Consider the following 15,281-nt stretch of genomic DNA (forward strand, 5'->3'; position numbering starts at 1 on the left):
CCTCCGGCGCCGGGCGGATCCAGGCTCGCCTGGCCCAATCCAGGCTCGCCTGGCAACTTCAGCCTCGCCGGCGTTTGAGGCGAGGGTCCGGGCGGAGCCCGGTGCCCGGCGGAGCCGGGTTCCTGGGGCGCCGCCCCAGACCCCGCGCCTCAAACGCCGGCGAGGCTGAATTGGCCCGGCCGAGGCTGAATTGCCCGGCCCCGGCCCAGGCGAGCGGCGTCAGCCGGGTCTGCGCAGCAGGGCCGTTGCTCCGGCGGCCGGAGGCCCGGGGAGGATGGGGTGGTCCACATCGCACACCCGGAGGTGCCGTATGACCACGCCCCAGAACGCCGCGTCCCAGCAGGCCGCGCCCGGCGAGCGGCCCGGGCCGTTGCCCGGGCCGCTCGTCGGGGCCGACTGGCTGGCCGGCCGGCTGGGCGCGCCCGGACTGGTCCTCTTCGACGCCTCCGTCGGGGCCCACCGCGGCGCCGGCCGGCGGATACCCGGCGCGCGGCCGTTCGACCTCGACGGCGCCCTGTCCGACCACGACGCCCCCGCCCCGCACACCATGCCCGGGGCCGCGGGCTTCACCGAGGCGCTGCGGTCCCTCGGCGTCGACGACTCGGACACCGTCGTCGTCTACGACGGCGCCGGCGTCTACTCCAGCGCCCGCGCCTGGTGGATGCTGCGCGCCATGGGCTTCGACCGGGCCGCCGTCCTCGACGGCGGGCTGCCCGCCTGGACGGCCGCCGGGCTGCCCGTCGAGGCCACCGGACCCGCGTACGAAGGCCCGCGCGGCTCCTTCGCCGCCCGCCCCCGCGCCGGGCTGCTGGTCGACAGCGCCACCGTCGCCGGGGCCCTGACCGACCCGGCCGCGGCGGTCCTCGACGCCCGCACCCGCGAACGCTTCGCCGGCACCGCCCCCGAACCCCGCCCGGGCCTGCGCGGCGGCCACATGCCGGGCGCGGTCAACCTGCCGTTCGGGGAGCTCCGGCAGCCCGACGGCCTGATGCGGCCTGCCGCCGAACTCCGGGAGGCTTTCGAGGCGGTGGCCGGCGAGCGGCAGCGGCTCTACTTCAGCTGCGGATCCGGTGTGACCGCCTGTGTGCTCGCCCTCGGCGCCGACCTCGCCGGATATCAGGACCTGGCGGTGTACGACGGCTCCTGGAGCGAGTGGGGCATGCCGTCGGCGCTCCCCGTGACCACCGACCTCTGAAGGGCGGGGGAGGTGACGGGGCGGGGGGTTGACGGGCGGTGGGGTTAACCCCACCCGGGGTCCGGGTACCGGCCCCATCGGCCGGGCGGGGCCGCCGCGCGAGGATCGGGCCATGACCTCTCACGCCACGTCACCCCTTCTCGCCCGCACCGCAGCCGTCGCCCTCGCGGCCGGACTCCTGCTGGCCGGCTGCTCCTTCTCGGACGGCCCGAAGAAGACGGCCACCGCCGACACGACGGTCACCGAGGCGGTCACGGCGGTGGAGGTGACGGGGGCCCGGGCGGGCTCGATCGAGGTCACCGCCGGGAGCGGCCCGGGCGTCACCGTCCGCCGCACCGTCCACTACCGCGAGGACACCGCTCCGACGCCCGGCCAGAAGGTCTCCGGCGGCGTGCTGACCTTCACCGACGGCTGCTCCGCCGGCTGCTACATCGACTACCGGCTGGAGGTCCCGGCCGACGCCACCGTCAAGCTGGAGAGCAGCAGCGGCCGCATCGAGGTGACGGGTGTGGCGGCCGCCGAGGTGAGGGCCGACTCCGGGCGGGTCACCGCCGACCGGATCGCCGGCCCGCTGAAGATCCGTACCTCCTCGGGCGCGATCACCGCCACCGGCCTGTCCGGCCCGAGCGCGGACGTCCGCTCGGACTCGGGCGACGCCCGCCTGGACTTCGCCGCGGCCCCGTCCTCGGTGCTCGCCGAGACCACCTCCGGCGACGTCTCCCTGAAGGTCCCCCCGGCCCCCTACCGGCTCGCCGTCTCCACCACCTCCGGCGACCGTGACATCACCCTGCCGGCGGACCCCTCGGCCGCCTCCCGCCTCTCGGCGAAGACCACCTCGGGCGACGTCCACATCGCCGCCAGGTGACGCGAGTCATAGGAACGGCCGCCGCGCGCGGCGGACAACATCAGGCTTGAATCCTCCCCCTCATGAATGAGGGGATTCCTACCTCACGCTGCCTGGCGGACCGGCGGTCCGTCGGGTCTTCCACGATCAGCGGTAGCCGGGGTGAGACCAGCCCGGGTGAGCATCACGCGGGCGGAGTTCTTGTCTCTCCGGGAGACGGCTCCGCACGTGGTGCACGTGTACGTACGTTCCGACAGCGGCAGCGCGTGCTTGGTTCTCGCTCCGCACCGTCCGCAGTCCATGGTGGTGTGCGCCGGGTCCACGAGATAGATGATCCGGCCGTGCTTGCGCGCCATGTTGATCAGCTCGCGCTTGGTGGCCGAGATGGCCGCGTCCGCTGCTTTGCGGGCCATGGTCGACTTGGCGAGGAACTTTGGGCGGAAGTCCTCGACCGCGAGGTGGTCGAAGTCCGTCACCACGCGCTTGGCCCACTTGCGGGCCGTGTCCTGGCGTTGCCGGGCGATCTTCTTCTGGACCTTCGCGGCCTGCCGCTTCGCCTTCCGGTAGCCCTTCGACGCGGCCTGACCGCGCTTCGGCTTCCGGCGGGCCATCATCCGCTGATAGCCCGCCAACTTCCACGCCGACTGCTTGCCGTACTCGGGGTGCGGGAGGTCGTGGTCGTCGCTCGTGGTGGTCGAGGTCTCCGTCACACCCCAGTCGACGCCGATCACCGCACCGGTCGCGGGAAGAGGCTGCGACTCTGCCTGGACGACGAAGGATGCGTACCAGTGGCCGAGGCTGTCCCGGTAGACGCGCACGCTCGACGGATCGGCGGGCAGGTCGCGCGACCACACCACCGTCAGCGATATGCCGCCTGCCAGGTGCAGACGGCCATCCTTCAGTCGAAAGGCACGACGGGTGTAGTTGAGTGTCGGATCGGCGACAGCCTTCTTCTTGAACCGGGGCATCCCCGCCCGCCGCCGCATCGGCAACCGCGCCTTGATGTCCTTGACGGCCTTGGCGCGAGAGGAGGCGAAGTCCCGGATGACTTGCTGCTGGGGCACACTCCCACCCGCGCGCAGCCATTCATGCCCTGCACGCCATCCCGTGAGCATTTTGTCGAGACCGGCAGGCCCGCACTTCTCCTTGGCCTTGTGTGCCGCCCGTGACTGAGCGACGCACTGGTTCCACACCCACCGGCACCGGTCCCACTCACCCAACAAAGCCGTACGGGCGCCAGACGACACGCGCAGGCGGAAGGTGTACCGGGCGTGCCTGCCCTCCCCCAACCTCTGCCAATGCCGTCATGACAGCAAGCTAGAGAGGCAGTCCTCACCGCGCCCCGGAATCCCCGCCTGCCACCCGAACGAGTGACCGACCGCCGGCCGGGCCGGCGATCCCCCCGGACGCGGGCAGCTCTGCCGTCGCTCCAAGACACTCATCAGTACCTGTGATCGGGCTGTTCGCCCCCGGCGAACGGGCGTTGGGGAACATTGGGAGGCGCACATGCATTGAGTCGGCATAGCTCAACTTCACTGCCGGAGGGAAGATCATGGCTTCGACGTCCGTAACGCTCACCCTGCCCGTGTTGCCGCTCGATGACGAGGTCGTGCTGCCCGGGATGGTCGTTCCGCTCGACCTGTCCGACGCCGAGGTACGGGCGGCCGTCGAGGCCGCGCAGGCGGCGTCGGGCGACGGGAAGCCCCGGGTGCTGCTCGTGCCGCGGGTCGACGGGAAGTACGCCGGGACCGGGGTGCTCGGGACGGTCGAGCAGGTGGGACGGCTCTCCGACGGGGACCCCGGCGCGCTCATCCGCGGGCGCGGGCGCGTCCGCATCGGGGCCGGGACCACCGGGCCCGGCGCCGCGCTCTGGGTCGAGGGCGAGATCGTGGAGGAGGCGGTCCCGGACCCGCTGCCCGGGGTGGTGACCGAGCTCGTCAAGGAGTACAAGGCGCTCGCCACGAGCTGGCTCAAGAAGCGCGGGGCCTGGCAGGTCGTGGACCGGGTCCAGCAGATCGAAGGGGTGTCCGCACTCGCGGACAACTCCGGATACTCGCCGTTCCTGACCGTCACCCAGAAGGTCGAGCTGCTGGAGACCGCAGACCCGGTCGCCCGCCTCAAGCTCGCCGTCAAGTGGCTCAGCGACCACCTCGCCGAGCAGGACGTGGCCGAGTCCATCGCCAAGGACGTCCAGGACGGCGTCGAAAAGCAGCAGCGGGAGTTCCTGCTCCGGCGCCAGCTGGAGGCCGTACGCAAGGAACTGCGCGAGCTGGGCGGGGAGAAGGAAGGCGAGGAGTCCGACGACTACCGGGCCCGCGTCGAGGCCGCCGACCTCCCCGAGAAGGTACGGGAGGCCGCGCTCAAGGAGGTCGAGAAGCTGGAGCGGGCCAGTGACCAGAGCCCGGAGGGCTCCTGGATCCGCACCTGGCTGGACACCGTGCTCGAACTGCCCTGGAACGAGCGCACCGAGGACCAATACGACATCCAGGGCGCCCGCGCGGTGCTGGACGCCGAGCACGCCGGGCTGAGCGACGTGAAGGACCGCATCACGGAGTACCTGGCCGTGCGCAAGCGGCGCGGCGAGCGCGGCATGGGCGTCATCGGCGGGCGGCGCGGCGGAGCCGTGCTCGCGCTCGTCGGCCCGCCCGGCGTCGGCAAGACCTCCCTCGGGGAGTCCGTGGCCCACGCCATGGGCCGCAAGTTCGTCCGGGTCGCGCTCGGCGGCGTACGCGACGAGGCCGAGATCCGCGGCCACCGCCGTACGTACGTCGGCGCGCTGCCCGGCCGGATCGTACGGGCCATCAAGGAGGCCGGGGCGATGAACCCCGTCGTCCTCCTCGACGAGATCGACAAGGTGGGCTCCGACTTCCGCGGCGACCCGGCGGCCGCCCTGCTGGAGGTCCTGGACCCCGCGCAGAACCACACCTTCCGCGACCACTACCTGGAGGTGGAACTCGACCTGAGCGACGTCGTCTTCCTGGCCACGGCCAACGTCCTGGAGGCCATCCCCGAGGCACTGGCCGACCGGATGGAGCTCGTCCGCCTCGACGGGTACACCGAGGACGAGAAGGTGGTCATCGCACGCGACCACCTGCTGCCGCGTCAGCTGGAGCGCGCCGGCCTCGGATCCGACGAGGTGGTCCTGGAGGAGGACGCCCTGCGCAAGCTGGCCGGGGAGTACACCCGCGAGGCGGGCGTGCGCACCCTGGAGCGGTCCATCGCGAGGCTGCTGCGCAAGGTGGCCGCACAGCACGAACTGGGCGAGCGGGAACTGCCCTTCAGCATCGGCTCCGACGACTTGCGCGGCCTGATCGGACGGCCCCACCACGTCCCGGAGTCCGCCCAGGACCCGGCCGAGCGGCGCACCGCCGTCCCCGGCGTGGCCACCGGCCTCGCGGTGACCGGCGCGGGCGGCGACGTCCTCTTCGTGGAGGCCTCGCTGGCCGATCCCGAGACGGGCGCGGCCGGCCTGACCCTCACCGGCCAGCTCGGCGACGTCATGAAGGAGTCCGCGCAGATCGCGCTGAGCTTCCTGCGCTCGCACGGCGCGGAACTGGAGCTCCCCGTCGCCGACCTGAAGGACCGGGGCGTGCACATCCACTTCCCGGCGGGCGCGGTCCCCAAGGACGGCCCGAGCGCGGGCATCACCATGACGACCGCACTCGCCTCGCTGCTCTCCGGGCGCCAGGTGCGCACGGACGTCGCGATGACCGGTGAAGTCTCGCTGACCGGCCGCGTCCTGCCCATCGGCGGAGTCAAGCAGAAGCTGCTCGCCGCACACCGGGCCGGTCTGACCACCGTCATCATCCCGAAGCGGAACGAGGCCGACCTGGATGACGTCCCGGCGGAGGTGCTGGAGGGGCTGGAGGTACACCCGGTGACGGATGTGCGCCAGGTGCTGGAGCTCGCCCTGGACCGGGCGGAACTGGCCGTCACCGCCGCCGCGTAGGGGCGCCCGGGTCCCCGCTCCGGCGGGGCCCCGGGCCGTCGCCGTGCCCGCTGCGAAATACTGGCCCCTCACCCACCGAGGTACCACACACCATCGAAGGAGCGGATACGTGCACGGGAGCGAAGACCAGGAGTTCCTTGCCCTGGAGCGGGAGCTGTCCGTCTTCCTCCGGCGGGCCCGCGCCTCCTCCGGCGAGATGGCCCGCGAGCTGCATCCCGAGCTCGAACCCGCCGCGTACGGACTCCTCACCCGCCTGGAGGCGGCCGGCCGGCAGCGCGCCACCGAACTCGCCGCCTACTTCGGCGTGGGCAAGGCCACCATGAGCCGCCAGCTGCGGGCCCTGGAGGTCCTCGGCCTGGTGGCCCGCGAGCCGGACCCCGCCGACGGCAGGGCCTTCCTGGTCGGCCTCACCGAGGAGGGCCGCGAACGGTTCCTGCGGGTACGGGGCGCACGGCGCGAGCAGTACATGCGCAAGCTCGCCGACTGGGACCGCGGCGAGGTGGCCGAACTGGCCCGGCTGCTCAACCAGTTGAACGCGGGCGAGGAGTAGCGCCCCCGCCGGTTCCGGCGGGGCCGGGCGTCCCCGCAGGGCGCCGACCACACCGCCGCATGGGACCCCGCCCGCCGGTTCCGGCGGGGTCGGGTGTGTGCCGGGGCGTCCCCGCAGGGCGCCGAACACAACACCGCCGCAATACCCGACCCCTCGCCACGTTCGGCGCCCGAGGAGACGCCCCGGCGCGCGCCCGGCCCCGACGGAACCGGCCACCCCGGCCCGGCCCCGACCCAGCCCAGCCCCGTCGAAACCGGCCCACTCAGCGGCTAGAGCTCCGCGTAGACCGCCGACGCGTCGTCGTGCCGCTTGTACCGGGCCGCCGGGCGGGCCGGGTCGGACTCGATGGCGCGGACCCGGCCGATCAGCCCCTCCGCCCCCTCCTTCCGCAGCACCGCCAGGCACTCGGCCCAGTCGCCCTCCCCGAACGTGTCCGTCCACCGGCTCGCCCCGTCCGTGAGCGCGGCCACCGCCCGCACCCGCTCGCGCGGGGTGCGCCCGGTCACCGCCCGGGCCGCCACCGCCGGGTCCGCGGCCGCCGTGAAGAAACCGCCCTCCGCGTTCCGCAGGGCGTCCGTCGCGGCCACCGAGCGCAGCACCTCCCGCGGGACCCGGTCGAGGCGGTCGTCGAGCACCGCCGTCACCTCGCCCCCGGGCGCCTGGAGGAGCAGTACGGAGTCCGAGAGCACGAGGTGCTCCACGTACGCCTCGTCCCAGCGGACCACCACGACCGTCGCCTGGGGCGTCCGCACGTGAGAAAGGTCACAGGTGTCGCGGTGGGCCTCGGCCGTGGCGCGGACCGACTCGGCCAGAATCCGGTCCAGCGGCATGTCCCGCCGCGATCCGGACAGTTCGGTCAATCGGCCGCCGAGCCGGGCCGCGAACCACGGCACTCCGTGCACGCACCCGTCCTCGCCGCTCGGTGGGGTGACCCCGTCCAGCGCCACCACCACCCCACCGCCCGAGGCGGGGATCGCGGCCGACACCCAGTCCTCATTGGGGCGTTCCTGGTTGCCGGGGGCCGAGGCGAGGTCGATGCGCATACGGGCATTCTGCCCGGCGGGCCGCGCGGGGCCCCATCAGGTCCGTACCAAGAGGGCAGGGGCCGGATCCGGCCGCGCGCACCGCCCGACCGGCGGGCACCGGCCCGCGGACGGCAGGGGCGGGCATGTGGGCGGGCATCCTGCCAAAGCCCGTATCGATCTTTCAACCACCTGTCCACGGCGACGCTCTGAGGCGAGGTGTCCGAGTTGGTCGCCAACTCATCCGTGATGTTCACTCGTTCGAGTGGCCGGGTGGGCGATGTGCGGCTCTCTCCCCAACACGCTGCAAAGGTCTGAGGCGGTACGAGGGAGCAGGGGGCGTTTACTTGTTGACCGGCCGTTACCTCGGCCACACGAGTAGACGAGCAGAAGCACACGTACAGGATTGCGAGCACCGGTGCAGAAGAAGCGGTCTCGGAAGAACGGCACCGCCGCCGACGGCCCGGCCCCCGCAGGACGCCGCGTCCGCGTGCGCCGCAGGCTGGTCGTAGGTGTGGCCGTCGCCGGCCTCACCGTCCTCGCGGCAGGCAGCCCCGCCGTCATCTCCGCCTCGACGGAACTGAACGACTCCCAGCGCCTGGTCACCCTCGCGGAGCGGACCCGGCAGACCCTCACCCTCGCGCACCTGCTCGGCGACGAGCGTGATGCCGTCGTCGAGTACGCGGCCAAGGGCCGCCCCGGCACAGCCAAGGGCCCCGTCCAGGAGCGCGCCGCCCGAACCGACCGGCAGCTCACGGAGGTTCAGGCCGAGGCCGACGAGGAGACCGCCCGCGCGATCGCCCGCATCCGCGCCGTCCGCAGCGAGGCCGTCGACGGCAAGGGCAGCGCCCTCGCCGCCCACCAGGCCTACGCCGGAGTCATCGCGGAACTCCAGGCCCCCGGCGACCGCCTCGCCGAGCTGACCCCGCCGCGCGCCGAGGCCGCCCTCAGCACCACCCGCCCGCTGGCCCCGCTCGGCCAGGCCGTCGAACAGGCCTCGGCCACCCGTGGACTGCTGCTCGCCGCGCTGGCCGTCCCCCGCGGTGAGCAGCTCCCCAACTCCGCCGTGGTCGACGAGCTCACCGCCGCCGCCCAGCGTGCGCGCGTACGGGAGCAGGCCGCCCTGGACGACTTCGCGCGGGCCGCGCGGCCCGACGTACGCCAGACCCTCGCCGCCACCGTCACCGGCCCCGAGGTCAAGACGGCCGACGACTTCCTCAAGCGGCTCACCGACCGGCCCACCCTGACGGCCGCCGACCGCAAGACCGACGGGCCCGCCGTCGCCGCCGCGCTCACCGCCCGCATCGACCGCATGCGGTCCGTGGAGTCCACCCTCGCGGGCCAGCGGGCCTCCGCCCTCGCCTCGCTGCGCGACGACGACGTGACCCGGCTGGAGACCCTGGTCGCCCTGCTGGGCGTGCTGTTCCTGGTCGCCGTCGGCGTCTCGACCGCCGTGGCGCGGTCGCTGACCCGGCCGCTGTCCGTGCTGCGCCGCGGCGCGCAGCGGCTGGCGACGCCGGAGGGCTCGGTGGAGCCGGTCCGCTTCACCGGCCGCAACGACGAGTTCGCCGAGGTCGTACGCCACCTGAACGCGGTGCGCGACCAGACGGTCTCCCTGCACACCCGGATCGCCGGACTCGACGCCGACCGGCGCCGGATCATCGGCCGCAACGAGGCGCTGACCTCCAGCCGGGAAGTACTGGACGAGGAACTGGCGAAGCTGCGGGCGGGGCTGGAGGAGCACCGCCGCGTCATGTCGACGACCTCCGTCTCCCTGTCGCTGCGGACCCTGGGCCTGGTGGAGCGCCAGCTCGCGGTCATCGAGGAGCTGGAGTCCAAGGAACAGGACCCGGACCGGCTCGCGACCCTCTTCAAGCTGGACCACCTGGCGACGGTGATGCGCCGTCACAACGAGAACCTGCTGGTCCTGGCAGGGCAGGAACACGGCCACGGGCAGGGCCTGCCGGTACCGCTGATCGACGTGATGCGGGCCGCCGTGAGCGAGATCGAGCGCTACGAGCGCGTCGACCTCGCCGCGCTGCCCTCGTACACCCAGGTCGCGGGGCACGCGGCCGACGACCTCTCGCACGTGCTGGCCGAGCTGCTGGAGAACGCGACGACGTTCTCGCCGCCGGACGCCAAGGTGAAGGTGTTCGGCCGGCTGCTGGACTCCGGTGACGTGGTGCTCTCCGTCGTGGACGAGGGCATCGGGGTCACCGAGGACCGGCTGGAATCGCTGAACTCCCGGCTCTCCACGCCCGAGGCGTACGACGAGGAGCCCGAGGCGGAACACGGCCTGGGCCTCGGCTTGTACGTGGCCGGCCGCCTCGCGGCCCGGCACGGGGTCACCGCGGAGCTGCGCGCCCCGCGGCACGGCGGCACCGAGGCCCTGGTCGTCGTCCCGGCGTCCCTCCTCCCCGCCACCCCGCCGGTCTCCCCGGTCCACACCCTGGCCACGCCGGGCGCGCCCGCGCTGCATCTGCCGGGCGTGATCGCGGAGGCGAACGAGAACACCCTCCCGGCCCGGCGCCGGGGCGCGCACGCCGCTCCCGACGGGTCGGACCCGGAGGCGCCGGCCAACGCCGCCGGTGCGGCGGAGCCCGCGGTGTCGGATGCGGACGCCGCTCCGGTCGAGGCTGCTCCGGCCGACGCCGCTCCGGCCGACGCTGCTGCTGCCGCGGAGCCTGCCGTCCCGGCTGCTGCCGCCGCCGATGTGGCGGAGCCCGTGGCCGACACAGAGCCGGAGCCAGCTGTTCCGGCCGTCGCCGACACGGAGCCGGAACCCGCCTTCCGCGTGCCCACCACCACGGCGGCCCCGGTCACCCTGGCCGAGGCCCTCGCGGGCCCGGCCGTCCCGGCCGAGGCCCTCGCGGAGCCGGAGCCGGCCCCGGCGCCCGGCGCGGAGGCCACCCCGACCGCCGCCGATGCGCAGCCGCGCCCCGCCGGCACGGCGCCCACCTCGGCCGGGCTGCCGCCCGCCGAGCAGATCTTCACCGCCGCGCCCCCCGCAGGGGAGCAGTTGCTCGCGCGGGTCGTCGCCGACGCGGACGCGGCCGCCTTCGGGGTGTCGGACCCCGCGCCGGAGCCGGACCCGCACAGCCATGCCCCGGCCGAGGGGAACTGGCTGCCCCGCCAGGGAAGCCACCCCACCGAGACGGAGGCAGAGGCGGAGCCGGAGGCCGTCACCGACAAGGGCCTCCCGAAGCGGACTCCCCGTACCGTCACCCCCGCCCGCGCGGCCAGTGACGACGTACGGCCCGAGCCACCGCGCCGGATCGACGCCGACGAGCTGCGCCGCCGCCTCGGTGGCTTCTACCAGGGGGCCCAGGACGGACGGCGCGTCGTCGCCGCCGAGCTCGCGCAGAACCAGGGGCAGGGGCAGGGCCCGGACCAGAGCCATGGCAAGACCGACCAGGGGGACACCGCACAGGAGGCACGCACATGACCGCGCCCAGTACGTACGGACTGAGCACCCAGGCCCGCAACCTGCAGTGGCTGCTGACCGACCTGGTCGAGGAGGTGCCCGGCGTCAACTCCGTCGCCGTCGTCTCCTCGGACGGGCTGCTGCTCCTGTCCTCCGACCCCGCAACGGGCGGCGGCGCGGCCGAGGCCCCGGTCAAGCGCAAGGGCCCGCGCGGAGCCTCCGCCGACCTCGCCACCATCGTGTCGGGCATCGGCAGCCTCACCACCGGCGCCGCCGCCCTCATGGACAGCGGCTCGGTCAAGCAGACCATGGTGGCGATGGAGCACGGCTCCGTCTTCGTCATGGCCATCAGCGACGGCTCACTGCTGGGCGTGCACGCCACCCCCGACTGCGACATGAGCGTCGTCGCCTACCACATGGCCCTGTTCGTCGGCCGAGCCGGCCACGTCCTGACCCCCGAAGTCCGCAGTGAGCTGCGCCAGTCGATGGAGAACACCCCGTGAGGAGTCCGGCCTCCGACCGGCTGCCGATACGCGGAGCCGACCGCCGCCCCGCCCGCGTCCGCCCGTACTCCCTCACGGGCGGCCGCACCCGCTTCACGCACGTCCTGCTGGTCGAGACCTTCGTCGCCGCCCTGGACACCAAGGCGTCGGAGCCGCAGAAGCCCGACCGCATGCCCGAGATGCCCGCCATCGTCGAGGTCTGCCGCCGCATGCGCACGATCGCCGAGATCGCCGCGCTGCTGAAGCTGCCGCTCGGCGTGGTCCGCGTACTCGTCAGCGACCTCGCCGACCAGGGACGCATACGCGTCTACGGGACGGGCCACGGCACGGGCCGTCCCGAACGCGCGCTGCTGGAAAGGGTGCTCAGTGGTCTTCGCCGTCTCTGACAGCCCGGTGCCCCTGCCGGGGTCCGACGACGAGCCGGTCCAGCCCTGGCAGTACGACCGCTCCCGCGCACCCGTCGCCGTCAAGGTGCTGGTCGCGGGCGGCTTCGGCGTCGGCAAGACCACCTTCGTCTCCTCCGTCTCCGAGATCACCCCGCTGCGTACCGAGGCGGTGATGACCCAGGCCAGCGCCCCCACGGACGACCTGTCCGCGACGCCGGAGAAGAACACCACCACCGTCGCCATGGACTTCGGCCGCGTCACGCTCGACGACGACCTCGTCCTCTACGTGTACGGGACCCCCGGCCAGGAGCGGTTCTGGTTCATGTGGGACGACCTGGTGCGCGGGGCCATCGGCGGCATCGTGCTGGCCGACACCCGCCGGCTGCGCGACTGCTTCCCCGCCCTCGACTACTTCGAGAGCTGCGGGCTCCCGTACGCCGTCGCCGTCAACCACTTCGAGGGCTCGCGGTCGTACGAGCCCGAGGACGTGCGCGAGGCGCTGTCCATCGCACCCCAGGTACCCGTCGTGATCATGGACGCGAGGCGCCGCCAGACGGTGGTCGAATCCCTGCTGACCCTGGTGGGCCACGCCCTCGACAGCACTCCCGAATAGCGTCCCCCGAATAGCGTCCCCCGAAGAGCGCCCCCGAAGAGCGCCCCCGAAGAGCGCCCCCCGAACAGAGAACGTGAGAGATGCGCAAGATCCTTGTCGTGGGAGCCGGCCAGTCCGGTCTCCAGCTCGCCCTCGGACTCCAGTCGAAGGGGTACGAGGTCACCCTCATGTCCAACCGGACGCCGGACGAGATCCGCACCGGACGGGTCATGTCCACGCAGTGCATGTTCGACACGGCGCTCCAGCACGAGCGCGACCTCCAGATCAACTTCTGGGAACAGCAGGCCCCGAAGATCGAGGGCCTCGGCGTCTCCGTCGCCGCCCCCGACACGTCCCGCGCCATCGACTGGCTGGGCCACCTCAAGGGGTACGCGCAGTCCGTCGACCAGCGCGTGAAGATGGCCGGCTGGCTCGACACCTTCGTACAGCGCGGCGGGCAGCTGGTCATCCACGGCGCCTCGGTCGCCGACCTCGACTTCTTCTCCCGTACGTACGACCTCGTGCTCGTCGCCGCCGGCAAGGGCGAGCTGGTTTCGATGTTCGGGCGGGACGCGGCGCGTTCCCCGTACGACGCCCCGCAGCGCGCGCTGGCCGTCTCGTACGTGCACGGGCTCGGCCCCCGGCCCGAGCACCCGCAGACGGAGGCGGTCCGCTGCAACCTGGTCCCGGGCGTCGGCGAGCTGTTCGTCATGCCCACCCTGACGACGTCGGGTCGCGCGGACATCCTGTTCTGGGAAGGCATACCGGGCGGCCCGCTGGACGTCTTCAACGGCATCAAGGACCCGGCGGAGCACCTGGCGGTCACGCTGGAACTGATGGAGAAGTTCACGCCGTGGGAGTACGCGCGGGCCACGAAGGTGGAGCTGACGGACGCGGGCGGCACGCTCGCCGGCCGCTACGCGCCGGTGGTCCGCAATCCGATCGGCCGCCTCCCGGGGGGTGGGCTGGTGCTGGGCGTCGCTGACGTGGTGGTGTCCAACGACCCGGTCACGGGCCAGGGCTCCAACTCCGCCGCCAAGTGCGCGGCCTCGTACCTCTCGTCGATCCTGATGCACGGGGACAAGCCATTCGACGAGGCGTGGATGAAGGCGACCTTCGACAAGTTCTGGTTCACCACCGGCAAGCCGGTGACCCAGTGGACGAACGCGATGCTGGGCGTCCCGCCGGAGCACGTACTGAACCTGATCGGCGCGGCCGGGCAGCTCCAGCCGGTGGCGAACCGATTCGCCAACGGCTTCGACAACCCGGCCGACTTCGACGCGTACTTCTACGACCCCGAGGACACGGCGGACTACCTGGCGGAGGTCTCCTCGGCCGTGGGCGCCGCGTCTGCCGCCTCCGGGGCTTCCTCGGCGGAGTAGCCGGCGTCGTCCCCCTCCGCCGCGGCCCCGGTGTGCTCGGGCAGCGGCGGAGGGTTGAACTCCGTGAGCGGGGTCCCGTCGGGATCCGGCCGCACGGCCCCGAGCAGCGGATTCGCGGCGATCGGCGAGACCTTGACCTTCGCCCCAGGCCGTGGCGCCTGGATCACCTTGCCGTCTCCCACGTACAGGCCCACGTGCGTGGCCTTGGGGAAGTAGAGCACCAGGTCCCCGGGCCGCAGCTGGTCCAGCGGCACCTTCGGCAGCCGGGCCCACTGCTCCTGGCTGGTCCGCGGGATGGCACGCCCCGCGTGCGCCCAGGCCTGCGAGGTGAGCCCGGAGCAGTCGAAGGAGCCCGGCCCCTCGGCGCCCCACACGTACGGCTTGCCGATCTGGGCGGCCGCGTACGTGAGGGCCGCGCCGCCCGCCGCCGTGGGTGTCCCGGTACGAGTGGGCAGACGGCCGGAGTCCACCAGCTCGCGCTGCGCCTCGGCGGTGTTCTCGGCCTCCTTCGCGCCGAGCCGCGCGAGCTGCTGGGGGGTCAGCGAGGCCAGCACGCGCTCGACCTCCTTGAGCTGCGCCGCGACCTCGTCCTGATGGAGCTTCTGCCGGGCGGCCAGGGTCTGCTGGGTGTCCAGTGCCTTGCGCGCCCGGACGGCGAGCGCGTCGGCCTCCCGCTCGCCCCGCTTGAGCCGGTCCAGTACGCCCGCCCGCCGGGCGCCCTCGCGGGCGGCGAGCCGACGCTGGTCGAGGGCCGCCTGGGGGTTGCCCGCGAGCAGCATCCGGGCGTAGGGGGAGAAGCCCTGCGAGCCCTGGTACTGCTCCCGGGCCAGCCGGCCGACGAGGGCCTTCTCGGATTCGAGAGCGGTACGTGCCCTGCCGAGGTCGGCGGAGCGCAGCCGCTCCTCGTCCCGCCCGGCCTCGAGGGCCACCTCGGTGGCGTTGTAGGCCTCGGTGGCCTCCTCGGCCTTCTGGTAGAGCCCTTGCAGACGGGTGAGCAGCACCCCCACGGACTCCACTTCGGGGAGCCCCGGCTCGGCGCCGGCGCCCGGGACCGGCCCGGCGACGAGGAGCACTGCGGCGATGCAGGCGGCGCGAAGCGGGCGATGTGACATGGGATCACCTCCGGGACGGGGTGGGGCGAGGTGGGGCGGGACGGGGCGGGGGATGCGAGATGTGCTGAGGTGCGAGATGGGCTGAGCTGCGAGATGCCCGATGCTGCCACGGCCGGTATGACAAATCGCCCAAGCGGGGCGGGGGGGTCGGGGCGGATCACCCGGTTGGGGGTGGGGCGGGCGGGGCTTCGGGGGCGGGAGCCCCTCGACCAGCATCAGAGAAGGTTTGGGGGTTTCCCGTCAGTCTCATCGTCTCTCCGTGTCGGGCCGGTCCCTCAAGGGCGCTCCCTACGGTCGCGTCGCTTCGCGATGGCCTTCGGCC

General features: G+C 73.3%; 12 protein-coding genes. 9 read left to right on the top strand and 3 right to left on the bottom strand.

The window, feature by feature from the left end:
* The first annotated feature begins 310 nt into the window (after positions 1 to 310).
* Complete coding sequence (locus tag ACZ45T_RS03425) at positions 311 to 1,195, top strand: sulfurtransferase (protein WP_468436945.1); 885 nt, start codon at positions 311 to 313, stop codon at positions 1,193 to 1,195.
* A 112-nt stretch (positions 1,196 to 1,307) separates the two neighbouring features.
* Positions 1,308 to 2,060, top strand: coding sequence for a DUF4097 family beta strand repeat-containing protein (locus ACZ45T_RS03430; RefSeq protein WP_468436947.1), 753 nt, complete (start codon positions 1,308 to 1,310; stop codon positions 2,058 to 2,060).
* 83 nt (positions 2,061 to 2,143) lie between these two features.
* Here the strand turns inward: ACZ45T_RS03430 and ACZ45T_RS03435 are convergent, their stop codons facing one another.
* Positions 2,144 to 3,328, bottom strand: a complete 1,185-nt coding sequence (locus ACZ45T_RS03435) for an RNA-guided endonuclease InsQ/TnpB family protein (protein WP_468436949.1) — start codon at positions 3,326 to 3,328, stop codon at positions 2,144 to 2,146.
* A 263-nt stretch (positions 3,329 to 3,591) separates the two neighbouring features.
* Between ACZ45T_RS03435 and lon the strand changes: the two genes are divergently transcribed.
* Positions 3,592 to 5,988, top strand: a complete 2,397-nt coding sequence (gene lon / locus ACZ45T_RS03440) for an endopeptidase La (RefSeq protein WP_468436951.1) — start codon at positions 3,592 to 3,594, stop codon at positions 5,986 to 5,988.
* A gap of 109 nt (positions 5,989 to 6,097) precedes the next feature.
* The gene (locus ACZ45T_RS03445; protein WP_468436953.1) at positions 6,098 to 6,538 is read left to right on the top strand and encodes a MarR family winged helix-turn-helix transcriptional regulator; all 441 of its coding nucleotides are present in this window, start codon (positions 6,098 to 6,100) and stop codon (positions 6,536 to 6,538) included.
* A gap of 269 nt (positions 6,539 to 6,807) precedes the next feature.
* Here ACZ45T_RS03445 and ACZ45T_RS03450 read toward each other — a convergent pair whose 3' ends face one another.
* Complete coding sequence (locus ACZ45T_RS03450) at positions 6,808 to 7,581, bottom strand: protein phosphatase 2C domain-containing protein (RefSeq protein WP_468436955.1); 774 nt, start codon at positions 7,579 to 7,581, stop codon at positions 6,808 to 6,810.
* A gap of 397 nt (positions 7,582 to 7,978) precedes the next feature.
* Between ACZ45T_RS03450 and ACZ45T_RS03455 the strand changes: the two genes are divergently transcribed.
* The 5 genes from ACZ45T_RS03455 (at position 7,979) to ACZ45T_RS03475 (ending at position 13,847) form a co-directional block, all read left to right on the top strand.
* Complete coding sequence (locus ACZ45T_RS03455) at positions 7,979 to 11,005, top strand: sensor histidine kinase (RefSeq protein ID WP_468436957.1); 3,027 nt, start codon at positions 7,979 to 7,981, stop codon at positions 11,003 to 11,005.
* Complete coding sequence (locus ACZ45T_RS03460) at positions 11,002 to 11,487, top strand: roadblock/LC7 domain-containing protein (RefSeq protein WP_468436959.1); 486 nt, start codon at positions 11,002 to 11,004, stop codon at positions 11,485 to 11,487. The genes ACZ45T_RS03455 and ACZ45T_RS03460 overlap by 4 nt, the downstream gene beginning before the upstream one ends.
* Complete coding sequence (locus ACZ45T_RS03465; RefSeq protein WP_360888306.1) at positions 11,484 to 11,873, top strand: DUF742 domain-containing protein; 390 nt, start codon at positions 11,484 to 11,486, stop codon at positions 11,871 to 11,873. Before ACZ45T_RS03460 ends, ACZ45T_RS03465 begins: the two co-directional genes overlap by 4 nt.
* Positions 11,854 to 12,486, top strand: a complete 633-nt coding sequence (locus ACZ45T_RS03470; RefSeq protein WP_468436961.1) for a GTP-binding protein — start codon at positions 11,854 to 11,856, stop codon at positions 12,484 to 12,486. The genes ACZ45T_RS03465 and ACZ45T_RS03470 overlap by 20 nt, the downstream gene beginning before the upstream one ends.
* An 80-nt stretch (positions 12,487 to 12,566) precedes the next feature.
* Positions 12,567 to 13,847 (top strand): styrene monooxygenase/indole monooxygenase family protein, encoded by a 1,281-nt coding sequence (locus tag ACZ45T_RS03475; RefSeq protein WP_468436963.1) that lies wholly within the window; start codon positions 12,567 to 12,569, stop codon positions 13,845 to 13,847.
* On the opposite strand, the gene ACZ45T_RS03480 is transcribed toward ACZ45T_RS03475, so the two are convergent.
* Positions 13,778 to 14,959: a C40 family peptidase gene (locus ACZ45T_RS03480; RefSeq protein WP_468436965.1), complete on the bottom strand. Its 1,182-nt coding sequence runs from the start codon at positions 14,957 to 14,959 to the stop codon at positions 13,778 to 13,780. The two genes, ACZ45T_RS03475 and ACZ45T_RS03480, sit on opposite strands and share 70 nt — an antisense overlap.
* Positions 14,960 to 15,281: the final 322 nt, after the last annotated feature.

Source organism: Streptomyces sp. NPDC030995, from assembly GCF_055571215.1.